This window comes from Sphingomonas sorbitolis, from assembly GCF_036663875.1.
Classification (GTDB): domain Bacteria; phylum Pseudomonadota; class Alphaproteobacteria; order Sphingomonadales; family Sphingomonadaceae; genus Sphingomonas.
Genome location: NZ_JAXOJS010000006.1, coordinates 21,929 through 44,168 on the forward strand (window position 1 = coordinate 21,929; position 22,240 = coordinate 44,168).

Here is a 22,240-nt window from a genome sequence, read left to right on the forward strand (position 1 = left end):
GCCTAGGTGTTTAGTCCCGGCATCTGGTGGATCGGATTGACGATGAACCTATCCGGCTCTGACGTCCAGATTTTGGCGATGTATTCGTAGGGTGTGAGTCCGCTGAGCGTCTTGAGCCGGCGGGCAAAGTTATAGGCAGCCATGAAGTCAGCGAGGTGCGTCCGTAGCTGGTCGTGGTTTTCGTAGTGGAAGCGTTTGACGGTCGCCTCCTTGATGGTGCGGTTCATCCGTTCGACCTGTCCGTTGGTCCACGGATGGTTCGGCTTCGTGAGGCGGTGCTCAATGTCGTTTGCCTCGCATATCATGTCGAAGCGCATCTGGCGCGACCAGGCGGTGTTCCGGTTGCGCGGCTGCTCAGCGAACTGGATCCCGTTGTCAGTCAGGATCGTGTGGATCCGGTAGGGCACAGCTTTCAGCAGGTGTTCGAGGAACTCCCACGCCGTTCGCCGATCGGCCTTGTCGACCAACTGGGTGACCGCGAACTTGCTGGTGCGGTCGATGCCGACGAACAGGTAAAGCTTGCCTTCGGCGGTCTGCACCTCAGCGATATCGATGTGAAAGAAGCCGATCGGATAGCGCTTGAAGCGCTGGCGCTTCGGCTTGTCACCCTCGATGTCCGGCAGGCGGGAGATGCCGTGCCGCTGGAGGCATCGATGCAGCGCTGACCGTGTCAGATGAGGGATCGACGGCTGCAATGCGTAGAGGCAGTCGTCCAGTGGCAGCAGGGTATGCCGGCGGAACGCGACGACGGCCGCCTCCTCAGCTTGGGTCAGGGTCGTTGAATGAGGGGCCTTCGGCCCGGTCTTCAGATCCTTGACCGTCGCCCGCTTACGCCACTTCGCTACCGTCTTAGGGTTGATCCCAAGCTCTCGGCTCAGCGCCGAGAGCGAAGCTTGCGATCGCTGTATTGCTGCTCTGACGGCGTGCGTGGTCGTGGCGCTCCCGTGACGTACCTGTCCCATACGGCTTCCTTCCATTCTAACGAAAGGATCGCACCATCAAACCGTGGGATCAAACACCTAGTCGTGTTGCGCTCCGCGCCGATTAGTCGGGTACCGTCAACATGCCATGCTCTGCCACTTCGGCAGTCCACGCTTCCATGGCGAACGGCTTCGTTAGAGGCACGATGCCGAGTTGTAGATTGCCATCACCCGAACCGCATTTGGCGCATATCCGGAATGATGAGCACCTTCAGGCTGGAGCACGCCCGAGGCCAAGCCAGTGTCGCGTCACGAGAATGCGGCGCAGGACAACCCATTCGACTACGAGGACGATCACGAGTGTCGTGCCGAACAGCGGCATGTAGATCCCAAGCCCAACGATCGCTGCCACCAACCCGATACGAAAGCGCGGACGGTTCTGCGGCAATGGCGCGCCCAACAAACCGATCGGCCGCCTCCGCCACCACATGACTCCGCCCGAAAAGGCCAGGACGGTCAGCAGCAGCGCGGTTAGCGTGCCAAGGATCTGATTGGCGATGCCGAACAGTGCGCCCTCGTGCGCCGCGATGCCGTAGCCAATGACCCGGTCGATCCAATGGCGGTCGGCGAACGCGACACGGCCGACAAGGCGGCCTGTCGCACCATCGACCTGCGCGTCCGATCGCAGTGGGCGATCGGCTGCGTCCGATGACACCGCCCACGGCGCGCCTTCATGCGCGGGGGGAGACAGCAGCACGGGGGGTGCAATCCACAACGGCCGAACCGTAGCGATCACGCGCCCAAGCTCAGCGGGCCGAATCCGCGGGGCAGCCATGACCATGCCGTCATGCCCGGCATGAGCCCCAAGCATCGCGTCCGCTTTGGGCGTCGGCGCCTTGCCGCCGATCGTCCAGTCGACGGGACCCTGCGTCGTGCCCGTGAGCGTGCGGACCTCCCCCAGATAGCTGCCCCAGGCATTTGCCCAAGGGAGGCCAGTGAGGATCAGCCCGAGCGCGAACACCGAAACCCAGATGCCGGCAGTCGCGTGGATATCACGCCAGAACACGCGTCGGCCGCCCCCCAGGCGAGGGTAGAGGACACCCGCGAGGCCCTTCCTGTTGCGCGGCCACCATAGATAAAGCCCGGTCAGGAGCATGACGATCGCCCAGCACGCGGCGATCTCGACGAGGTAGCTGCCCCACACCCCCGCGAGCAATTCGCCGTGAAGGCGCGATACAACGTTGAGCGGCCGGTCTTCCTCGCCAATGACCTTCAGCACCGCAAGCGAGTGCGGATCGACATAGACGCGGTGATCAACGCCATCAGCGGAGACAATTACACGCACGGCGTTTCCCGGATGTTCCGGGAGTACATATTTGTGCAGCGACGATCCTGGGACCGCAGCCAGTGCCGCCCGCACCTGCGCGTCGGGTGAGACAGTCCGCCCGGCAACGGGGAGATGGTCGTAGGGCCGGTCCAACAATGCTTCCAGCTGCGGTCGCCAAAGATAAATCGTGCCCGTCAGTGACAACCAGATAATGAATGGGATGCAGAACAGCCCTGCATAGAAGTGCCAGCGCCATACCGCGTTGTACCACCGCGCGCCGGGTGCCCGATGACTGACGGGTGGGTTCGTGTTCATCGCTGAAGCGTCCATGCCCGCCATCATAATGCCTTGGTCAGACGTATCCCGACAGTCCGCGGAGGGCCGACGAGATAGGAAAAGTAGCTGGTTGCGGTAGTGTTGCCGGGTGACGTCGTGAATTCCTGGCCAAAGACCGGCACGGCGTCGAACAGGTTGGTGACGAACAGGTCGACCCCCAAGCCGCCATTCATCGTCACCCCCGCGGAGGCATCGACCAGCGTATAGGCCGGACGCGGCAGCACCTCGCCTTCGCCGAACCCGCTGTCGGATCCGCCGACGTGACGCGCCGCGGCGAACAACGTGCCGGTCAGCTCATGCGTGAGCGCGGTCTCGTACTCGCCGCGCACATTCCACAGCCAGCGGGGCACATCGAGCACACGCGAGCCTGCCGGCAGCAGCAGGTTGGGCACGTCGTTGCGGTAGGTCGCGTCGGTGAACGATCCGCCCGCGTGAAGATCGAGCCCCCGGACCGGTGACACGGAAACTTCCAGCTCGCCGCCACGGCTACGAACCCGGCCGGCGTTGACAGTGAAGGAGATGGTTGTCGCGTTGTTGATCCCGCACGCGGTCTGGAACGCCTGCTGATAGTCCTTCCAGTCGATCGCATAGGCAGCGCCGTTGATCCGCACACGACCACCCCAAAGCCTGGTCTTGGCGCCTATCTCGTAATTGTCGGTACGATCGCTGTTATAGGGCGGCGGTACGTCGGGAATGCCTGCCGCGCGACGTTCAGCAGCGGAGCAGATATCATCGGGCACGGGCGCATTGACGCCTCCGGTGCGGAAGCCCTGCGAGTAGCTGGCGTAGAGCGTCGCGGCCCGGCTTGGCTCATAGCTCAGCGTGAAGCGCGGTGTGACGCCGTTCTCGCGATTGCGCTCGTCATAATCGTAGGCGAGGTCGCCGCCTGCGACGCCACCAATCCCGTAGCGTCGGCTTGGTTCGCGTTGGCGATAGGCAAACACACGGGCTCCCGCAGCGACCTTCACCTTCGGTACCACGGCATAGGTCAGCTCGCCGAACGCCGCGATCTCCCTCTCACGGAAGCGCACCGTCGTGTCCTGGATGACGGCCGGGCTGCTGGCACCAAGCGGCAGCGGCGCGGTGACGCCGAACAGGTCGGCGACGGTGATCGTGCGACCGGAGCCCTGATGAAGGTCGCGGTAGAGCGCGCCGAACACATATTGCAGCCGCCCTGGGCCATCGGACACCGCGCGCACCTCCTGCGTGAATTGTTTCGTGCGGCCGAAATCCACGAGCGGCGTTGGGAACAGCCTGCCCCCGGGGCCCGGTCCGACGATGTCCTCGACGATTGGAGAGTCAAATGCGGTGACGTCGAACGACAGCCGGTTGCGCCGGTCGAGCCAGGACGAGTTGGACGACACGGTGAAGCCACCGAGCGCATCGAACCGGTTCTCGATCAGCAGCGAGCCGATGACGAACCGATCCTTGGCATATGTGTCCGCATACCGCGCCTTCAGCCGCGCGCGTTTGCCGAAGGTTACGTCGCTATGGGGACGGTCCGCATTGCTGTAGACGTTCTGCCAGATCAGCGACGGCGTGATCATGAGGGTCGGCGTAGCATTCCAGCGCAGAGCGGCGCGAGCCGTGCCGGTGCGCGTCCAGTTGACGTTCTTGCGGACCGCCGACGTTCCGGCGTTCTCGGTCAGGTCGCCGGTGATGGGTCGGAGATCGTCGATCCAGCCGCCCTGCCGGGCAAACCCGCCCGATATCCGCAGCGCCAACCTATCGGCAACGATCGGCAGATTGAGCATCGCTTTGGCGTCCCAGCTCGTGCCGCCATCGGTGATGGTCGAAACGCTCGTCTGACTCAGTGCGGCGATCCTGGTGGGGTCGGGCTGGTTGGTCACGATGCGGACAAGGCCGCCCATCGACGACGATCCGAACAACACGCCTTGCGGTCCGCGCAGCACTTCCACCCGAGCGACATCGAACAGCTGCGGGTCGGGCTGCGAAAAGCCGCGGAGTGCGCGGGTCTGAAGCGGGGTCTCGTCGAGGTAGACGCCCGTCGTCGGCGACTGGACGAACCCCACCCCGCCGATGCCGCGTATGATGTACTGCGAGTTGCCGGGGCCGGTGGTCGCGAAGGCCAGGCCCGGCACGGAGTCCGCGACGCGGGAAAAGTCCTGCACATTGAGGCGGCGAAGCAGATCGGCGGAAAGGATAGTGACGCTTGCCGGCACGTCCTGAAGCGCCTGCGGGCGTTTCAGCGCGGTGACGATGATGTCGCCGGTTTGCGCTGTGTGGAGGCCCTGCGCATTGATGACTGTTAGGTCGGACTTCGTGATGCGTGCCGCGTCATCCTGAGCGGACGCTGGTACGGCGAGCAGGAGGCAGGGCAGGCACGCCTCTGCCAGCAAGTGAGTTCGGATCATGAACAGGCCTTTGACCGGCCCTCGCGATAGCGCGAAGGCCGTGGACGTGGCTGCCCCCGAAGGGGCAGACGATCAGTCAGTCAAAGGGCGGCCGGAGGCCCTCGTAGCGGAGGCCGAAGGTGGCCGCGGCGGACCGTCGCCGGTTGGACGGCTGGTGACAGCCCGATCGCCATGACGAAGGCGATCAGGGCTACGAGCTGAACGGGATCGATCGCACCGAGCGTTGCGGCTGACAGGCCTGCAAACGCGCACGGCATTTCAGTCTTGCCGTGGTCCTGCGACTTGCCGTGATCGGGCATGTCGCCGTGCGTCCCCGACATGGCCATCGTCGTGGCGTTGGGGGCAACGCCGGAACATAGCTCGATCGTAATCCGGCCGTGCTCGCTGCCGATCATGTACCCGGTCGGTACGAGCAGCTTCAGTAACAACGCTGCCGCGCAGAAAAGCACAGCAAAATAGCGTTGCGCTAGGAGGCGGCGAATGGTCAACACGGGACGCCGGTAGCGTAGCTGAGCGGTGCTGTCATTGCCGCACTGATCCTCCCCAAAACGAACCTTCCACAAAACGATTTTTCGGGTCTCAGGACGATCTGATGGCACGGAAAAGGCGGTGTCCGCTAAACGTTTCCGATTTGGCGCTCTCTTTTTCGAAGAAAGGCGGAGAAGTGGAACTGCGCGGAAGCCCTATTTGTTGAAACCCTTTGCAGTCTCGCTCCGCCAATCTGTCGCTAGTCAATCAGTTTCGCTCGTACCACTACCGTCATCCGTCGATTTCCACTTTCCTTCTGCGACCTCGTCGTTTGCATTATCTGCATCGATCGCTTTTTCGTAGGCAGCGCTTTCGTCCGCGATACCGGCATCGAGGCTTTCGTCGGCGGTTTTCTTGAAGTCCTCCGACCCTGGATCGGACGGTTTGCGGTCGCTCATGACTTACTCCTCGCAGCGGTTCAGTTTTGATAAACTCGTTATTCGGCGCTCTTACCGGTATCCATGTCGTCGCGGCCTGCCTTCGCGAGATCCTCAACCTTGTGGTCGCCGCCGGTTTCACCGGTCTGGTCACCGGTCGTCGTTCCAGTAGGGTTTTGCTTCTTGATGTCTTCGGCGGGGCTTGCGCCTTCGTCAGAGTTCGGTTCGCTGTCACTCATGATCCGCTCCTTTGTTGGAATAAGAACAACGTATGATGGGGGTAGGCAGGGTCCGAGCCATCGTCCTATCCCAGATCAAGTTGCGCTCCCGAATGCCCGTTCAGTTGGATCAATCGGTTATCGGGATGATTTGCGAAGTAGCGTTTGCATTATCGAGCGTTCGTTAGAATGGGGCCAGCTCTTCGGTCATTGCTTCAAACTCAACTAGATCATGTGCGCAGAAGATGCGGACGGCGTCAGCGTGGTCAGTAGAGAGCGTTCGCACGCGGCGTTGGTTGGCCATCCGCGCGTCAGCATCGACCTGCATGAGTCGTTGATAGCCGCGCAGCCCTGGAGGGCAGGTGCGGCGCGCCCCATTCACCTCGCCGTGGTGGAAATAGGCGTCGCCTGCGTAGAACAACCAGCGACCGTCGTCCTCCTGGACGGCGATGCCGGCATGTCCCCAGGTATGGCCGGCGAGCGGTATCAGCAGGATTTCGGGCGGCAAACCCTCCAGGTCACGTACGGCATCGAACCCGAACCAACGCTCCCCTCCGCCGAATGGATAGAGCGACCAGTTGGCGGCCTCGTCCCATTGCTGCGGACGATAGCGTTTGCGAGAGACGAACGCACCGCCGCGACGCTGGTCGGCAACTTCCTTCTCACGCGCCGTGACATGAATGCGCGCGTTCGGGAAATCCTCGATGCCGCCAGCATGATCGAAGTCGAGATGCGTCACGACGATGTGGCGGACGTCGGCTGGCGCGAAGCCCAGGCGGCGTATCTGTGCGACTGCGGTCTCTTCCGTTCGGAGTTGCGGCCGGTTGAGCGCTAAGAAGAAGTCCGACAGCCGCTCCCGCGGTCGCGTCACGTCCTGGTTGCCATAGCCGGTATCCACTAAAACGAGACCGTCATTCGTCTCGATCAGCAGGCAGTGGCAAACGAGATGTGCCGAGATGCCGCGACTGTAGCCGTCAAACAGGCGTCCACCGACCGGGCAACACGTGCCGCAATTTAGATGATGTATCTTCACTGGCCTCAACCTTTTCGCACGGATAGGAAGACATGGTCACGCTGCGGCCAAGAGCGAATTGCGTACAGCAGGTGTACGAGGTGCAACCCCTTGATAGATGGCAGCCTGCAAACGTAGAGATACGGAACGCTCAGTATCAACAGATGTCGCTTCATATTGATATGGATTAGTAACATTTCGGCGAAGTAAGCGGCGAAGTAAGCGGTGCGTTGTGACCCATTAGTGAGGCCTGACGTACTAACTCATATCAAGTTGAGAGTTATTTTGGATCGAACCGATATGGAACGCGTTGCGGGGTGGTCGTCTCTCGACGATATTCATCACATCGGAGCGAATCATGTATTATCATGACAAGAGACTACAGTACCCGGTCCAGGTGACGAAACCCGATCCTGCTTTTGCTCGAATGTTGCAGCAGGCGATTGGTGGCGTCGAAGGCGAGATACGCGTCTGCATGCAGTATTTCTTCCAGGCGTGGGGCAATCGCGCGCCGACAACGAAATATCGTGACATGCTGCTGCACACGGCGACAGAAGAGATCGGCCACATCGAAATGTTGGCGACCGCCGTCGCGCTGAACCTCGACAAGGCGCCAACGCACCTCCAGGAAGAGGGCGTCAAGGATAGCATCGTCGGCGCTGTCATGGGCGGTGAAAATCCCCGTCAGAGCATCGAGGGCATCATCCACAAGAACCTGTTGTCGGGCGGCATGGCAGCGATGCCGATAGATTCCGACGGCGTTCCGTTCAACATGAGCCACATATACGCGAGCGGCAACGTTGCAGCCGATATGTACTGCAACGTTGCCGCAGAAAGCACGGGTCGCGTTCTCGCGGTACGGCTATTCAACGCGACCCATGATGAGGGCATGAAGAAGATGCTCCACTACATGATCGCGCGCGACACCATGCACCAGCAACAGTGGCTCGCCGTTATCGAGGAGCTTGGTGCCGAAGCCACGAACCTGCCGATCCCCAACAGCTTCCCCCAGGACATGGAAGATCAGCAGAACAACTACAACTTCTACGCGACGTCGGTCGACGGGACATTCCCGGAAGGCCGCTGGACGTCGGGTCCTTCAATGGACGGCAAGGGCGAGTTCACCGTGTTCCGCAACGAACCGCTCGGTGAAGAACCGGTGATGGGGCCGGCGCGCCCTGATAGCGGCGCTCAGAACCAGCAGATCGGTTGATTACGACCTTGCGGGGCGTGCATCCGCACGTCTCGCATCGGTAGCGTCCCATCTAGCGGTATCGGAGAAACGAGTTGGCTCTTGAAAGCATCGTGAATGCCGCAAAATCTGCCGTTCTTGGCGTCGTCTCACCGCAGTCGAGTGATCCGGTTTCCGACCGCAACGACGTTCTGCAGGATTTGCATCTAGCCGAGAAGGCATGGGCGACCGATGATGTTCGCTCAGGTACCTGGTTTGTCCGTGACGGCGAGCATGTGGCTTTTACGCCCACCGCACGGAATGGGGCCACGTTGACGATCGGCGGTCAGACGACGAACTTCATCCCAGTAGATCGCTTCGCCGATTACCTCGTCAACATGCGATCGGCCATCGAAGCGGGCGAATTCGATCGCGAGATCGCAGGAGCACGGCACGGTTCGGCAAATGTCGGAGGAACTGCCGAAGTCGCCATTCCCGCCGCAAGAGAAGGTAGTCCGGATGACGTGCGCCAAGCACAGCAGGATGCCGCCCTCGCCCGCGAGGGTCGTAACCCTGACGGATCATTAGCTACCGTCGTCACAGACGGTTCGTAAAAGCTACTGTGAACTGGCCTTATCGAACGCAATTCCAAGCAGAAACTATCAGGAGAGAACCAATGAATATCAAACACATCGGTATGCTGCTCGCAGCGACGGTCGGCACGGCATCGTTTGCGCAGACGCCGCCACCACCACCGCCGCCCGAGGCGAAAACAGCTGCGATGCCCTATGTCATGGCTGCCGGAATGAGCGATCTGTACGAGATCAACTCGAGTCAGGTCGCGCTGCAGAAGTCGCAGACGCCCGCGATCCGCAAGTTTGCGACCATGCTGATCAAGCACCATCAGAAGACAACGGCCGCGACGGTTAAGGCGGCGGCCAAGGCAGGTTTGACGCCAACGCCGCCTGTGCTTGATGCCGGCGCGACAGCATCGATCAATGAACTGCAGACCGCATCTGCAGCGGATTTCGACCGCCTCTACATCGGTCAGCAGATTTCGGCGCATCAGGCCGCACTGGACCTCCACCAAAGCTATTCGAGCGGCGGGGATCAGACGCCCCTGCGCATGTCGGCCAAGGCTGCGGTACCGATTGTGAAACAGCATCTCGATGCTGCGATGAAGATGCAGGCGGGTAAGCCGATGGCGAACATGTCTGGTATGTAAAACGGCGGAGCGCCGTTAACGGCGCTCCGTTTCCGACGATGTCCATAAATGTCCAAATTCGTATGATTTTCTGGAGTTAGAAAATGTCAGCAGAACCCTTACCGCCCCCGGAAACCGACGATAATCCGGCGCTTCGCGGGAACGATGACGGTACCGTCGGGCAATACTCGGGCGAAGAGTATGACAGCTATAAGAAGGATCAGCCGCGCAACGTCGAGGTCGGCGTAAGTCGGGACAATCGGGAAGCGAATGTCGCAGCGCCGAACAAGGCGCCGGGCGAAGATATTCCGCCGGACGCTGGCCGACGCGCCTATATCGATGAGAAGACCGGTGAAGTGCATGGTAGCGGCGCCGGAGCGGGCGGAGGAAACGCTACCGAGGACTATGATGCCGACACGCCTGGCGGAGGCGGCGGGGTCCGCCAGACCCAGCAGTCTAAGTAACCCGCCGTAGGTCCTTTGTAAGCAGGTGCGACAAAGGGCTTGGACGGCACGGATGCAGGTGAGCAAGGTGTTTGAGCGGCATTTGTTCAGCACGCAATGTCTAGGAAAGCTTATGCTTAGAATAATGCTTCTCGCAGCGGTGACTCTCGCTAATCCCGCTATCGCAACGCGTCGCGATACGCCTGACGTACGGTTGCAGAAAATGCTTGTCGGGCGCGTTGCGGGTAAACCCGTCAACTGCATCAGCCTGTCGGGCTCGAACTCATCTGAAATCATAGACGGCAAAGCCATCATTTACCGGGTTGGGAGCCGGCTCTACGTCAACGAACCGCGATCCGGCGCGCAGTCACTGCATCGCGATGACATACTCGTTACGCGTACCATTGGGTCGCAGCTCTGCAGCATCGACACGGTTCGGCTGATTGATCGTGGCTCGCGTTTTCCGCGCGGCTTTGTCTCACTTGGTCAGTTCGTGCCGTACAGCAAAATCAAAGCCCGCTGAGTTACTGAACGCCAGGCTATTGCGGAAGCAGGCGAGGGAACTCGGCGGGAACCTCTCGTGCAAGGAAGCCGATTGGCCCACTTGTAGTTGCGACGCGTCGTCCGCTTTGTCCGTGCAGCCAGACACCCCAACCGGCTGCGATGGTCGGTGAAGCGCCACGGGACAGCAAGCCCCCGATCGCGCCGGCCAGGACATCTCCCGATCCGCCTGTCGCAAGTCCGGTGCCTCCACCACCATAATGCAGTGTCGTTCCATCGGGGGCCGCGATGACGGTATCGCTGCCTTTGAGGACGACAACAGCCCCGTACTGGACAGCGACATCGCGCGCGACTTTTCTGGTGATTGCAAGATCGTGTCTTCTTCCAGGCCCGTCAGCATGGCCATCTCGCCGTGATGCGGTGTGAAAACCATGCGACCGTCGAATGCAGCAAGCGCTTCGCGCAGATCCCGTGCGGATCCGATCGCCAAGGCGTCGACGACCAGGGTTACCTCGTCGCAGGGCTGCGTCAGGATCAGCCGCATGAGAGCCTTGGCAGCGTCGGTGGAGCCCATACCGGGTCCGATGATCAGCGTATCACACCCTTTCAGCGACTTTTCGAGCAAGGGGCCAGCAGCGCAGTCGATCTCTCCGTCGGCGTCTTGCGGCAGCGCGAGAACACCCGCTTCCGGTACGACCAGACCGAGTCCGATCGCTGCCGATGCGATCGTCGCCATCTGCAGCTTGCCCGCGCCAACTCGAAGTGCCGCTTCACCCGTAAGCCGAAGCGCGCCGGGGACCATAGCCGAACCTCCGATTGCCAAGACACGTCCCCGGCTATTCTTGGTGGTTCCGCTGCCGTGAACGGGAGGCGGGTTGGCAGCGATCCAGTTGCTATCGAGGGGAATGGTATCGGTCATCCTCGTACTCCCGTGGTACGGTCCGGCTCGGCGGTGACGGGAGCGGACTCTTCGTGGTCGACGACATCGTTGTAGCGAACGAGCTTGAGCGCTCCACCCTGCGGTCCCTCGGGATCGAACCGATACTCGGTGACCGAACAGTTCGCGACATCTCCTTGGTGATCGATCGCCAGGATCTCCTCCTCGGTCAGGTTCTCGATGACATAGCGCAGGCACAGGACGACAACCTGATGCGCGACGATCATCACGCGGCGTCCGGCATAGTGCAATGCGATTGTGTCCATCAGCGATCGGAGGCGGAAGATCACGTCGCACCAGCTCTCCCCACCAGGCGGTCGATGATAGAATTTGCCGAGAATGCGCCTGAACTCAGCCTGGTCCGGGTATACCGAGGCGACACCGCTGGTGGTTAGCCCGTCCAGGATGCCGAATTCCTTTTCGCGGAGGCGTTCGTCGATACCGACCGGATCGTCGCCGGTCGCGCCGCCCTGCGTTCGAAAAAGGTTGAGGGTCTGACGCGCGCGGATATAGGGAGAGACTAGCAGAGCGTCGGGGCGGTCGTCCGGAACCGCGCTGGCGAACCATCTGCCGAGCGCACGAGCTTGGTCTTCGCCGAGCGGAGAAAGCGGTATATCGACGTCGCGATGCGACAGTTCGATCCGTTCGGCTCCAGCTGCATGGGCAGCGTCGCGCGCCACATTTCCCGCACTTTCGCCGTGGCGCACAATCCAGAGCCGAGACGGCCAGCGTGCAGAGGTCATGGTCTTTGTCCAGAGTGTAGCGTTCGACGGTTTAACTCCGATCGACCGGCGATGGCTCCATGATTTGCCGATCTCATATGGCGACCGCTGCGAGCGTTAAATGGTGCAAGGACAGGGAACCTCCCGATGTCTCTCACGTATGCTAACAGGCAAGGTGCATGAGGGGACATAGAGTCGATGGCTGAGACTGCCAAGGTTGCCTATCATCGCGAACGAGCAGAGCAAGAACGAAGGCGCGCAAGCCAAGCGATCGATGACCGCAGTAAAAACGTTCATATTGAACTTGCGCTAGCGCATGGAAGAGCGGCAGTGCTTGGCGGCCATCGTCTCCGAGCAGCACATGATCGGTAATAACGGTCGGGGCTTTTTCGAGAAACGATAGATAGAGCGCCGGACTACCGGTGAACTTACGCGCGTATGAATGAGCGCGAATGTACGCAATACCAATGATCTCGCCAGCATTCGCATTCGCAACTCCATTACAGTCAGCGAACACGTAAGGACAGCTGGAAGTGCGTCAGATTTCAAGGCGATGCCATTGAGGAAGGCGTTCGTACGCCCTAGTCACCTGTCAGGCGTGCTGATTGGCAAGCGGCGTGCTGAACCGACCGATCGAACATAGGACATCGGAAAAGCAGATGCTCAGTTTCCTAATTGACGGTGGCCAGATGGGGGCTGCCATCCGTTCCCGTGATTGGAGCGAGACTAAATTAGGCGCCCCCGCGGGATGGCCGACTCCATTGAAGACGTTAGTCAGCGTCGTGCTCGGTTCGAACCAGCCCATGTTTGTCGCTTGGGGTGTCGAGCAGACGCTGTTCTACAACGACGCATATGCGACCATTCTGGCGGACAAGCATCCTGAGGCGCTCGGCCAGCCGTTCATGCAGGTGTGGGCGGAAATCGAAGCGGACCTGACCCCAATTGTTGAACAGGCCTATGCCGGTTTCCCTGTCCATATGGACGACATCACCCTGATGATGCAGCGGCGCGGCTACGTCGAGGAGACCCATTTCGCGTTCTCCTATACCCCGGTTCGGGGAGAAGCCGGAGCAGTGAACGGGCTGTTCTGCGCCTGTACCGAGATTACCGATCAGGTCTTGGCCGAGCGCCGTCGGGACGCAGATACGCAACGGCAGCGGCGCATGTTCGAACAGGCACCGGGGTTTATCACCATCCTCCACGGGCCCGAGCACGTGTTTGAGTTTGCAAACGCGACCTATCGCCGGCTGTTCGGTGATCGAGATGCCGTTGGCAAGACAGTACGGGAGGCTTTCCCCGAACTGGCAGACCAGGGGTTCTACGAGCTATTAGACTCCGTCTATCAGACGGGCGAGCGGTTCGTTGCCGATCATATACCGCTCGTGCTGAATGGAAAGGACGGCGACCAGGTCGAGCGCATCCTCGACTTCATCTACGAACCCATCCTCGACGACGCTGGCAACGTGACCGGAATCTTTGTCGAAGGACATGATGCCACCGAAGCCCATCGTGCGCAGGCCGAGTTGAGGGAGAGTGAAGAACGTAGCCGTCGTATTGTGGAAGGGGTGAAGGACCATTCGATCTTCACCGTCGATACCGAGAACCAAGTGATGGACTGGACGCCCGGCGCCGAAACTGTCTTTGGCTGGTCCGCTGACGAGATCCGCGGCCGCTCCGTCGAGATATTATACACCCCCGAAGACCGCGCCGCTGGCGTTCCGACGCAGGAGTTGAGGACGGCACGCGACAAAGGCTGCGCAAACGACGAACGCTGGCATGTTCGACGTGACGGAAGCCGGTTCTTTGCCAATGGTTCGGTTCGTCCGTTGCATGACGCGCAGGGTACGATCACTGGCTTTATCAAGATCGCGCGCGACGAGACCGAGCGGCGGGCGGCCGAGGCTACGCTGCGTGAGACCGAACAGCGCTACCGTCTTGCCGCCAAGGCGACCAATGACGCGATCTGGGATTGGGACCTGGCCTCGAACTCCGTAGAGTGGAACGAGGCGGTCCGGGTTCTCTTTGGCTATTCTGAAAACGAGATTGAGCCGACGGGTGACTGGTGGATCGGTAACATCCATGCCGATGATCGGGAACGGGTCGACAGGGATATCCACGCGATTATCGATGGAGCCGGTGATCAATGGGCGTCCGAGTACCGCTTCCGGCGCGGCGACGGCAGCTTTGCCGATGTCTTCGACCGCGGGCACGTCTTTCGCGATGAGGACGGAAGCCCCGTTCGCATGATCGGCGCAATGCTGGACCTTACGGAGCGCAAACGCGCAGAGAAAGCGCTGCGCGAGCTCAATGAGACGCTGGAGGCCCGTGTTTCGGAGCGAACGGCCGACCTCATGACGGCGCAGGATGCGCTGCGGCAGGCGCAAAAGATGGAAGCGGTCGGCCAGCTTACTGGCGGCCTCGCGCACGACTTTAATAACCTGCTGACCGGTATCTCCGGCAGCCTGGAGATGATGCAAATCCGTATTGCGCAGGGCAGGACGACCGATGTCGAACGCTATGTCGGCGCAGCGCAAGGGGCGGCCAAACGCGCCGCGGCTCTTACCCACCGGCTACTCGCCTTTTCACGCCGACAGACGCTTGCTCCCAAGCCCACCAACGTTAACCACCTCGTCAGCGGAATGGAGGATCTGATCCGCCGTACGGTTGGGCCGCTGATCGAAGTCGAGACGGTCAATGCCGCTGCACTTTGGCCCAGCCTGATCGATCCCAGCCAACTCGAAAACGCTGTCCTGAACCTGTGCATCAACGCGCGGGACGCGATGCCCCATGGCGGCGTGATAACGATCGAAACCAGCAACCGCTGGATGGACCAGCGGATGGCCAAGGACTGTGGTCTGGATCCCGGCCAGTACATTTCATTGTGCGTGTCCGACAAGGGAACCGGCATGCCGCCAGAGGTAATCGCCCGGGCCTTCGACCCGTTCTTTACCACCAAGCCGATCGGCGAGGGCACCGGCCTGGGGCTCTCGATGATCTACGGCTTCGCCAAGCAGTCAGGTGGCTCGGTGGCGATCTATTCGGAAGTCGATCAGGGTACGATGGTATGCGTCTACCTCCCGCGTCATCAAGGCGAGGCCGAATTGGACGACGTGGAGCCGAAGATCGAGGCCGCACCGCGTGCGGAAGCCGGGGAGACGGTGCTGGTAGTGGATGACGAGCCGACCGTGCGCATGCTTGTCGCAGAAGTTCTGACCGACCTTGGCTATACCGCGATTGAGGCCGCAGACGGTGCAGCGGGGCTGAAGGTCATCAATTCAGACCTGCGTATCGACCTGCTCGTCACCGACGTGGGGCTGCCAGGCGGCCTGAACGGCCGGCAGGTAGCAGACGCTGCACGCGTCGCACGGCCCGGTTTGAAGGTTCTGTTCATCACCGGATATGCGGAGAACGCCGTGCTAAGCCACGGCCATCTCGACGCTGGGATGCATGTCCTTACCAAGCCATTCGCGATGGACGTTCTGGCAACACGGATACGAAATTTGATCGAGGGATAGTTTCCGACGCTCCTGGCCACAGGCAATTTAGAGCCCAAAGCCCTTGCTGCCGCCTTTGTTGAGCGGCTGGCCCGTCGTCTGATGGACGGGTCGTTCCGACGTGCTACCGGTCAACTAGGACTGTTACTCTGTTACTCGCTCGGCGTGGACCGGCTCCGATCGCTTAGCTGAGACACTGACCCTCCGGTCACGGCATCGCTAGCCATGACAATCATGTACAGGCGTTGGGCCGGGGCCGTGTATTCGCCGATTGCAAAGCCAATCATACAGGTCGTGCCGTGCATGAGCCCAACCGTTTCAGGTTTTAGAATCTAGGTTGTCAGCTAAAGGCTTAACGTATGAGTCTCTCCCAAACCGAGTCATACCGTAACGCTGCCGCACACGAACGATCGGAGGCGGAGCGGTCCACGCTACCCCGTGTCCGAGAACGTCATATGCGGTCAGCAGAGGCTTGGGACGCGATGGCAAGTCAGGGTGAAATGACCGAGCGTTTGGCACAGGCGAACGCAGAGAACCGGGTCAAGCAACCATACCAGCGAAGGCCGTTAGCCGACAATACGTAGGTCAGACTCCCCACGTTGTTGACGGTGCGGCTAGCGCAGGTTCGCGATTCTGACAAGCGATCGCGTTGGCATTGCTAACAACGTCATTAGAGAGAATATGTCAGCCTGTGTCCGCACGATAATGGCGGTATATGAAGGCTAGAAGCCAAGCATTGCTTTCGCTGTATCCTTGGCGTCAGCAAGAACCTTCGCAATACCAGTGCCCTGAGGACGATCGCGCTTGGCGGCGTTCACCTCTCGCAAATGGTTACGAGAATCAATACGAGAACGATAAGGCTTAGCCATGTGGAGTCCATTACTTTCTGTACGGATAGAGGGAATACGGATTAATCGACGGACCCTGGATTGAGTGCTATCCCACGCCGACCATGTCGGCGGTAGAAGTTGGTGTTGGGCTCAACCTTCCGCAGGCCGATGCCGTCATAGAGCGCCAAAGCGTGTTCACTTGGGCGATAAAGGTCTCGGCTTCCGTACGATGGGGATCGGTTGCGTCATTGAATACCACACAGTTTTTGCCGTCATGTATCCGTAGGAACGGCGATTATTCGCTGTCGGATGTCTCCGCGTCGTCCTGCTCCAAAAGCTGATCGATGGCCTCACCAATAAGATCTAGCTGCTCTAGCGTAGCTGCCAGCTCTACCGTCTCGCCGGCATCGTCCTCGATAAGCAGAAGGTAAGCGTCGGAGCTTGGTTCAATGGTGAACCGCACAAGGGACTTTGTCATATGTAAACTCTTTCGAAACAATGCCTACGGTTAGGTAGTCAAACGCACGCAATCTCGAGTGGTGCCCTTACCGCCGCATTATTTCGGCCACCTTAGCTTGGCCCTCGGCCTTTGGCTCAGTGCCCTTAACGCGTTTGCCGCTGTAGCGGTCACAGGACCTAGCCACGTCACACAAATCTTCTCAAAAGGGATCGAGTTTTGAGAATGCTAGCGGCTTCTCGAAATCCGTCCTTGGCGGCCATTGCGAGAAACTAAAGTGCTGTAGCGCTCGCCGAACGCCCCGGGATTGTCAGCACGACAGCGCACGAGGCTAGCAGAGATACGATCAGAAGGCCGAAGGTAAGCCCAAAACCCCCGTCTGATATGGTTACGAGATACCCGATAGTGACTGGGGATATGAATGCCGCAATCTGGCCTGCCGTATTAATAAAGCCGCTCGCGACGCCCATGCGTTCTTTCGATATTGTGGTCATAGGTAGAGCCCAGAAACACGAAAAAAAGAAGCTCAGACAGAAGCCCGCTAGCGCCTGGCATATCACCAATACAATAGTGGACTGAGCTTGGTACGACAGGAAAAGCAGAAGTGCCGAGAGCAGTTGCATTATGACAATCGGCGTCTTTCTGCTGTTCAGAAAAAGTCTATCTGAAATCCAGCCTCCGAGTACCGAACCAATCGTGCCCGCGAAGAACGGTACCGATGCCGCAACGCCCATCTCAGTCATCGAAAAATGACGTGCCTTAACGAGATAGGTTGGAAGCCAACTTGTGAAACCCCAATATGCGATATCGAAGGCGAACAGTGCGAAAAAGTACTTCAGTACATTAGGTTCCGAAATAACGCTTCTTAATGAAGGCTTTGGTTCAGAAGTGGTGACCAAAATATGATCCCCTTCTTCGATCTCGGCCAGTTCCTCAGCGGAAACTCTAGCACTTTCCGACGGTTTGTCGGTTACGAAAATCCAGAAAAGAATTGTAGCGACGATGCCAGGGATGAACAGCAAGTAAAAGACGTGCCGCCACCCCCATGTGGCCATCACGCCAACTACGAACAGCGGGCTGAGCGCTGCGCCGAGCGGACCCGCTGCCATCTTGATCGCGTTCGCGGTAGCGCGCTCCCGTTTCGGAAACCATACGGCTATCGTTTTAAACACGCACGCAGGATAGACACCCTCCCCGAGCCCGAAGATTGCCCTGACGGCTACCATCTGCCCAAAGTTGCCTGCCGCACCCGTTACTGCTGTGAAAGCCGACCACCAGAGCATGGCGACCGTCGCAACCCGCCGCACTCCAAAGATGTCCGCCAACATACCCCCGGGTATCTGCGAGATTGAGTAGCTTGCGAAGAAAGCGCTCATTACGAGACCGCTTTGCCAAGGAGTAAGCTTAAAATCGGCAGCGATGTAAGGGATTGCCACGGACATGACCGTGCGATCCATAAACGCAACTAACCAGGTAACGAACAGGACCGACAATACTGTGTGACGCGCTTTCCAGCGAGACCGTCCCGCTTGCTGCTGTGTCACTTGGTGCATCATGCCTTACCCTTATCGAGCGACGCACAAGCTTTGCCACGGTCTAGTGATGCTAACTCGCCTAGCGTGACAGGTTTCAGCGGAGGGCGTATTCGGTTGAAGCCTACATCTGCTGGTGTCCGCCCTTGCGCTGTGGCGAGTAGACGGGTGACGGTATAGGCGCACTGCCTTCCCTGACAGGGGCCCATACCGGTGCGCGTTGCCGCCTTGATCTGGTTTGGCCCTGGCCGCCCTACCAGGGCAAGAGTTCGGATTTGCCCTGCTGTGATCTCTTCGCAGCGGCAGATGATGGCGTCATCCGCCGGCTCGAAGACCTGTGGACGCGGCTTGAACATGGCATCTAGGAAGGGGCGCGGGGCAAGTTCGCGTGCCAAGCGCTTCCTGATCGATTGTGCATCGCGCTCGGCTTGGGCAATCGGCAGACGAAAAAGCTGCGCCGCGACCCTCAATGCAGAAAGCTCGCCTCGGCACTGCGCCGCCCTCGCGCCCGCGATACCGGCGCCATCACCGGCAACGAACAAACTAGGCATCGAGGTCTCACCCCAAGCGTCAAGGACCGGCACGAAGCAGTCCTGAGCCTCGTTCCACTCGGTTACGCAGCCGAGTGACATAGCCGCGTGCACGTTCGGAACGACACCCTCATGGATAAGGAGAGTGCTCGTCGCGACTTCGCGTTCGGCACCATTCCCAGTCCGGTAGCGGAGGCCCTCAACATGCGTAGTTCCAAGTGCAGCAATGTCGGAGACACCGCTGATTACGCGCGTAGTGCTTCGGCGGAGGGATGCCATCCAGCCTACGCCCTTTAACAGGTCGCCTGACGCACGGAGTGCGCCAGGCAAATGCCGCATCGCATTTTTCCAACGTCCGGGCGGCGTTGTGTCAAGATAACCTTCCAGCGTGCCTCCCGCACGGAGCAACTGCGTGGCGTAAAGGAGCGGTAGCGGTCCGCTGCCTGCAATCCAGGTTGGCCCGGATGGGATCTGCCCAGCGTTCTTCAGAAGGATCTGCGCAGCCCCCACGGTCAAAACCCCTGGTAGGGTCCAGCCGGGGAACGGTACCGGTCGCTCTTGCGCACCGGTGGCGAGGATCACGGCCCCCGCCCTGATTACTTCAGCTTTCCCTTCTTGGCTCACAAAGACCTTGAATCCGGCCTCAATCTGCCAAAGTTGCGCACCCGGTCGGTAGACGACGCCGGAAGCGCGGAAGGTCTCCGCAACCGCGCGACCCTCCACGTAGGACGGTCCTAGAATTTCATGCCGGCGCTCGGAGTTCTCGATCGATCGCCATATTTGACCGCCGGGCCCGGCCTGGTCATCGATAACCATGACGGATAGTCCGTGTCGCCGCGCCGTGATTGCAGCCGACATTCCGGCGGGTCCCGCACCAGCGATCAACAGGTCAACCGCACTCAAGAGCCGATCCTCGGCCGGCCGCGCTGCCGAGTGACGCGCATACCATCCTGAACCGTACACAGACAGGTCTGTACTGACGGTGCTCCATCGACAACTGCCAGGCATTCGAAGCACACGCCCATCATGCAGTAAGGCGCACGCGGCGATCCGGAGACGGGCGACAGCCGACACCAGTCCTCGTGCTGGCGCAGCAGGACGGCCGCAACCGTCTCTCCGGGTTCGGCATCAACAACAATGCCGTCGATCTCTATCGTCAGCCTTTCGGCGGGTGGCTCATGCAGCTTGCGGAACATCGAAACGCCTATGGTGGAAATCTTCAAGCGAGGAAGGCAACGCGCCTGCTACAATTGCATCCGCGAGGGTGGACGCATGCGCTGCAGCCAGCGTCACTCCGGAATGGCAAATCGCAACGAACGCGCCGGGATGCGTCTGCGACTCAGCGTAAATCGGGTGGCCGTCGGGTGTCAGAATGCGAAGGCCCGCCCACTGGCGAACTAGTCGCGCCTCTGCGAGCGCCGGGATGCGGCGCACAGCGCGTGAGCTGAGAACGGTAGCGGCTTCGGTCGTCGTGGAGTTATCAAAGCCGGATTCGTCCTGTGTGGCGCCGATCATAACAGTGCCTTCCCGGGTCTGTCGCAGACCGCTCATTGGCAACGGCAGGAAGGGTTCTACGCGCTCGGTGACAAGAATCTGGCCGCGCTGCGGACGCACGGGAACGGCGAGACCAACTTGCGCGGCCAACTCCTTTGTACCCAGTCCTGCCGCGATGACGATCCGGGATGTGCGGATCCGTTCGCTGCCCGTGTCGAGTGAAAAACCGGCTCCGTCGGCTTGGATCTTCTGAACGCGGCATCCGCCTCGCAGCGATCCGCCTTTGCGCAGAATGCCTGCATGCAGGGCCGCGAGCAGCCGTAGCGGGTTGGTATGTCCATCCCGACGGCCGAAACCGGCACCGGTGACCTCGGGACCAAGTTCCACCTTTGGCAGAAGGCGTGCCAGGGAGGCCCTGTCGAGCATCTCGAAGTCGGGTTCGCCGCCAATCTGATTATGAAGACGCCAAAGCATAGCCTTACGCTGCTCGAACTCCTCCTCACCAAGGCAGATCATTAGCCCACCGCTGTTCTCATACTGCAGACCGATTCCGGTGACGTCCGCCAACTCCTCTCCGAACGCGTCCCAGTCATCGACAGAACTGCGCGTCAGCCGCTGATAGGCGGGCATGTCCATGCCCTTTCCCTGCAGCCAAACAAGACCAAAGTTCGCGTTCGCGGCGCGGAAGTCGCCGTCGTCGCCGTCAAGAACGAGCGTGCGAACACCGCGGCTGGCAAGACCATAGCCGATCGCCGCACCAACGGTTCCTGCACCAATTACAACGACCTCGGGATCCATAACGCTCCTCTTGTATGACGGTACGCTAGGTGCGTATGCTCCATCCCGTCCAAGTCGAAAAAGCGCTTGGCGCATTCCGAGAGGTTATGGATTGCCCCGACACGTCAACCTGCGCCAAATCGAAGCCTTTAAAGCCGTTATCGAGAACGGCACGATTAGCCGCGCCGCGGTGATGTCGAACGTCTCGCAGCCAGCCATGAGCAAGATGATTGCAAATCTTGAGATGGACACCGGGTTAAGACTCTTCGACCGGATCAAGGGCCGGCTCGCGCCGACCGAGAACGGCATGCGGTTATACGATGAGGTGGGTCGCATCTTCTCCGGTGTGAGACAGGTTGAGAATGCCGTTGAGGTCATCAGGCGCGAAGAACAGGGCCGCCTCGCTGTTGGCGTACTGCCCGCATTGGCAAACACGTTTATCCACCGGGTGACCGCCGGGTTTCTGAAGGCGCGACCCAATGTGTTCTGCTCGGTGCAGTCGCTCGGCTCGCAGTACATTGTGGACTGGTTAATTGCCCGCCGCCTAGATGCAGGCTTGGTCGGTGCTGGCTACGCCAACCCCTACGTTACTCTTGAACCACTTATGGAGCACGCGCTCGTCTGCGTGATGCCGCTGGACCACCCGCTCGCAAAGCTGTCACTGATTGAGCCGCGACATCTTGAAGGCGTTCCGTTCGTCGCGCTGTCCTCGGACACTTATTTGGGCAACAGAGTCGGGGCGATGTTCGAAGCTCTAGACTTGGAGCCATCGATCGTTCTCGTCGCCAACACGGCATCAATGGTCTGCGGCTTCGTTGCGGAGGGTCTCGGCATCTCGCTCGTTCACCCCCTTACGGTAAGCGGCTTGGAGGATCGACTGACGGTCAGGCGATTTTCCCACGAGATCATGTACAACTTCCAACTTTGCAGAAGCACCGATAGCAGAAACGCCAAGCTCGTAGATTCCTTCGCGCAGGAACTTCGAGACGCGGCGGAGCGGATCTCGCGCTTGATGCTTGATATCTAATCATTGGCATGCTCGTCGATCCGCGCCA

22 protein-coding genes and 1 pseudogene are annotated in these 22,240 nt (G+C 60.1%); 7 read left to right on the top strand and 16 right to left on the bottom strand.

All coding sequences use genetic code 11. From position 1 onward, the window contains the following. Positions 1-2 precede the first annotated feature (2 nt). The 7 genes from U1763_RS17805 to U1763_RS17835 all read right to left on the bottom strand — a co-directional run bounded on the left by U1763_RS17805 (position 3) and on the right by U1763_RS17835 (position 7,114). Positions 3-962, bottom strand: a complete 960-nt coding sequence (locus U1763_RS17805) for an IS481 family transposase (protein ID WP_332756279.1) — start codon at positions 960-962, stop codon at positions 3-5. Positions 963-1,191: 229 nt separating this feature from the next. Then, a complete protein-coding gene (locus U1763_RS17810) occupies positions 1,192-2,577 on the bottom strand; it encodes a PepSY-associated TM helix domain-containing protein (RefSeq protein ID WP_332756280.1) in 1,386 nt (461 codons plus the stop codon). 8 nt (positions 2,578-2,585) lie between these two features. Next, a complete protein-coding gene (locus U1763_RS17815) occupies positions 2,586-4,958 on the bottom strand; it encodes a TonB-dependent receptor (protein ID WP_332756281.1) in 2,373 nt (790 codons plus the stop codon). A gap of 80 nt (positions 4,959-5,038) precedes the next feature. Further along, positions 5,039-5,449, bottom strand: coding sequence for a DUF2946 family protein (locus tag U1763_RS17820; protein ID WP_332756282.1), 411 nt, complete (start codon positions 5,447-5,449; stop codon positions 5,039-5,041). 240 nt (positions 5,450-5,689) lie between these two features. Beyond that, positions 5,690-5,884 carry a hypothetical protein gene (locus U1763_RS17825; RefSeq protein WP_332756283.1) on the bottom strand — a complete coding sequence of 65 codons (195 nt, stop codon included), beginning with the start codon at positions 5,882-5,884 and terminating at the stop codon, positions 5,690-5,692. Positions 5,885-5,922: 38 nt separating this feature from the next. Beyond that, positions 5,923-6,102 (bottom strand): hypothetical protein, encoded by a 180-nt coding sequence (locus tag U1763_RS17830; protein ID WP_332756284.1) that lies wholly within the window; start codon positions 6,100-6,102, stop codon positions 5,923-5,925. A gap of 163 nt (positions 6,103-6,265) precedes the next feature. Further along, positions 6,266-7,114, bottom strand: a complete 849-nt coding sequence (locus U1763_RS17835; RefSeq protein WP_332756285.1) for an MBL fold metallo-hydrolase — start codon at positions 7,112-7,114, stop codon at positions 6,266-6,268. A gap of 337 nt (positions 7,115-7,451) precedes the next feature. Between U1763_RS17835 and U1763_RS17840 the strand changes: the two genes are divergently transcribed. The 5 genes from U1763_RS17840 to U1763_RS17860 all read left to right on the top strand — a co-directional run bounded on the left by U1763_RS17840 (position 7,452) and on the right by U1763_RS17860 (position 10,434). Next, positions 7,452-8,306 carry a manganese catalase family protein gene (locus U1763_RS17840; protein ID WP_332756286.1) on the top strand — a complete coding sequence of 285 codons (855 nt, stop codon included), beginning with the start codon at positions 7,452-7,454 and terminating at the stop codon, positions 8,304-8,306. 74 nt (positions 8,307-8,380) lie between these two features. Next, on the top strand, positions 8,381-8,878 hold the full coding sequence (locus U1763_RS17845) for a hypothetical protein (RefSeq protein WP_332756287.1): 498 nt from the start codon (positions 8,381-8,383) through the stop codon (positions 8,876-8,878). 62 nt (positions 8,879-8,940) lie between these two features. After that, on the top strand, positions 8,941-9,489 hold the full coding sequence (locus U1763_RS17850) for a DUF4142 domain-containing protein (protein ID WP_332756288.1): 549 nt from the start codon (positions 8,941-8,943) through the stop codon (positions 9,487-9,489). An 83-nt stretch (positions 9,490-9,572) separates the two neighbouring features. After that, positions 9,573-9,932, top strand: coding sequence for a hypothetical protein (locus tag U1763_RS17855; RefSeq protein ID WP_332756289.1), 360 nt, complete (start codon positions 9,573-9,575; stop codon positions 9,930-9,932). Positions 9,933-10,056: 124 nt separating this feature from the next. Beyond that, a complete protein-coding gene (locus tag U1763_RS17860) occupies positions 10,057-10,434 on the top strand; it encodes a hypothetical protein (protein ID WP_332756290.1) in 378 nt (125 codons plus the stop codon). A gap of 16 nt (positions 10,435-10,450) precedes the next feature. Here the strand turns inward: U1763_RS17860 and U1763_RS17865 are convergent, their stop codons facing one another. The 3 genes and pseudogenes from U1763_RS17865 to U1763_RS17875 form a co-directional block, all read right to left on the bottom strand. After that, on the bottom strand, positions 10,451-10,933 hold the full coding sequence (locus U1763_RS17865; protein WP_332756379.1) for an NAD(P)H-hydrate dehydratase: 483 nt from the start codon (positions 10,931-10,933) through the stop codon (positions 10,451-10,453). Next, positions 10,849-11,331 (bottom strand): annotated as a pseudogene (locus tag U1763_RS17870) (NAD(P)H-hydrate dehydratase); the annotation flags it as partial. The gene U1763_RS17865 and the pseudogene U1763_RS17870, both read right to left, overlap by 85 nt. Then, a complete protein-coding gene (locus U1763_RS17875) occupies positions 11,328-12,092 on the bottom strand; it encodes a histidine phosphatase family protein (protein WP_332756291.1) in 765 nt (254 codons plus the stop codon). The pseudogene U1763_RS17870 and the gene U1763_RS17875, both read right to left, overlap by 4 nt. A 638-nt stretch (positions 12,093-12,730) precedes the next feature. On the opposite strand from U1763_RS17875, the gene U1763_RS17880 reads away from it, so the two are divergent. Beyond that, the gene (locus tag U1763_RS17880) at positions 12,731-15,586 is read left to right on the top strand and encodes a hybrid sensor histidine kinase/response regulator (protein ID WP_443026942.1); all 2,856 of its coding nucleotides are present in this window, start codon (positions 12,731-12,733) and stop codon (positions 15,584-15,586) included. Between the two features lie 701 nt (positions 15,587-16,287). On the opposite strand, the gene U1763_RS17885 is transcribed toward U1763_RS17880, so the two are convergent. The 6 genes from U1763_RS17885 to U1763_RS17910 form a co-directional block, all read right to left on the bottom strand. Continuing rightward, on the bottom strand, positions 16,288-16,434 hold the full coding sequence (locus U1763_RS17885; RefSeq protein WP_332756293.1) for a hypothetical protein: 147 nt from the start codon (positions 16,432-16,434) through the stop codon (positions 16,288-16,290). 256 nt (positions 16,435-16,690) lie between these two features. After that, positions 16,691-16,873: a hypothetical protein gene (locus U1763_RS17890; RefSeq protein WP_332756294.1), complete on the bottom strand. Its 183-nt coding sequence runs from the start codon at positions 16,871-16,873 to the stop codon at positions 16,691-16,693. Between the two features lie 251 nt (positions 16,874-17,124). Then, the gene (locus U1763_RS17895) at positions 17,125-18,408 is read right to left on the bottom strand and encodes an MFS transporter (RefSeq protein WP_332756295.1); all 1,284 of its coding nucleotides are present in this window, start codon (positions 18,406-18,408) and stop codon (positions 17,125-17,127) included. Further along, positions 18,405-19,922, bottom strand: coding sequence for an FAD-dependent oxidoreductase (locus U1763_RS17900; RefSeq protein WP_332756296.1), 1,518 nt, complete (start codon positions 19,920-19,922; stop codon positions 18,405-18,407). Before U1763_RS17900 ends, U1763_RS17895 begins: the two co-directional genes overlap by 4 nt. Continuing rightward, entirely contained in the window at positions 19,814-20,110 is a 297-nt protein-coding gene (locus U1763_RS17905) for a (2Fe-2S)-binding protein (RefSeq protein ID WP_332756297.1), read from the bottom strand. The genes U1763_RS17900 and U1763_RS17905 overlap by 109 nt, the downstream gene beginning before the upstream one ends. After that, entirely contained in the window at positions 20,091-21,206 is a 1,116-nt protein-coding gene (locus U1763_RS17910) for an NAD(P)/FAD-dependent oxidoreductase (RefSeq protein WP_332756298.1), read from the bottom strand. Before U1763_RS17910 ends, U1763_RS17905 begins: the two co-directional genes overlap by 20 nt. A gap of 91 nt (positions 21,207-21,297) precedes the next feature. On the opposite strand from U1763_RS17910, the gene U1763_RS17915 reads away from it, so the two are divergent. Continuing rightward, positions 21,298-22,212: a LysR substrate-binding domain-containing protein gene (locus U1763_RS17915; protein ID WP_332756299.1), complete on the top strand. Its 915-nt coding sequence runs from the start codon at positions 21,298-21,300 to the stop codon at positions 22,210-22,212. The last annotated feature ends 28 nt before the right edge of the window (positions 22,213-22,240 follow it).

What these genes read in the sequence shown, in the direction of transcription:
- U1763_RS17805 (WP_332756279.1), bottom strand. Translation starts at nt 962, where the DNA reads ATGGGACAGGTACGTCACGGGAGCGCCACGACCACGCACGCCGTCAGA.
- U1763_RS17810 (WP_332756280.1), bottom strand. Translation starts at nt 2,577, where the DNA reads ATGGACGCTTCAGCGATGAACACGAACCCACCCGTCAGTCATCGGGCA.
- U1763_RS17815 (WP_332756281.1), bottom strand. Translation starts at nt 4,958, where the DNA reads ATGATCCGAACTCACTTGCTGGCAGAGGCGTGCCTGCCCTGCCTCCTG.
- U1763_RS17825 (WP_332756283.1), bottom strand. Translation starts at nt 5,884, where the DNA reads ATGAGCGACCGCAAACCGTCCGATCCAGGGTCGGAGGACTTCAAGAAA.
- U1763_RS17830 (WP_332756284.1), bottom strand. Translation starts at nt 6,102, where the DNA reads ATGAGTGACAGCGAACCGAACTCTGACGAAGGCGCAAGCCCCGCCGAA.
- U1763_RS17840 (WP_332756286.1), top strand. Translation starts at nt 7,452, where the DNA reads ATGTATTATCATGACAAGAGACTACAGTACCCGGTCCAGGTGACGAAA.
- U1763_RS17850 (WP_332756288.1), top strand. Translation starts at nt 8,941, where the DNA reads ATGAATATCAAACACATCGGTATGCTGCTCGCAGCGACGGTCGGCACG.
- U1763_RS17855 (WP_332756289.1), top strand. Translation starts at nt 9,573, where the DNA reads ATGTCAGCAGAACCCTTACCGCCCCCGGAAACCGACGATAATCCGGCG.
- U1763_RS17860 (WP_332756290.1), top strand. Translation starts at nt 10,057, where the DNA reads ATGCTTCTCGCAGCGGTGACTCTCGCTAATCCCGCTATCGCAACGCGT.
- U1763_RS17875 (WP_332756291.1), bottom strand. Translation starts at nt 12,092, where the DNA reads ATGACCTCTGCACGCTGGCCGTCTCGGCTCTGGATTGTGCGCCACGGC.
- U1763_RS17880 (WP_443026942.1), top strand. Translation starts at nt 12,731, where the DNA reads ATGCTCAGTTTCCTAATTGACGGTGGCCAGATGGGGGCTGCCATCCGT.
- U1763_RS17885 (WP_332756293.1), bottom strand. Translation starts at nt 16,434, where the DNA reads ATGGCTAAGCCTTATCGTTCTCGTATTGATTCTCGTAACCATTTGCGA.
- U1763_RS17890 (WP_332756294.1), bottom strand. Translation starts at nt 16,873, where the DNA reads ATGACAAAGTCCCTTGTGCGGTTCACCATTGAACCAAGCTCCGACGCT.
- U1763_RS17895 (WP_332756295.1), bottom strand. Translation starts at nt 18,408, where the DNA reads ATGATGCACCAAGTGACACAGCAGCAAGCGGGACGGTCTCGCTGGAAA.
- U1763_RS17900 (WP_332756296.1), bottom strand. Translation starts at nt 19,922, where the DNA reads ATGCCTGGCAGTTGTCGATGGAGCACCGTCAGTACAGACCTGTCTGTG.
- U1763_RS17905 (WP_332756297.1), bottom strand. Translation starts at nt 20,110, where the DNA reads ATGTTCCGCAAGCTGCATGAGCCACCCGCCGAAAGGCTGACGATAGAG.
- U1763_RS17910 (WP_332756298.1), bottom strand. Translation starts at nt 21,206, where the DNA reads ATGGATCCCGAGGTCGTTGTAATTGGTGCAGGAACCGTTGGTGCGGCG.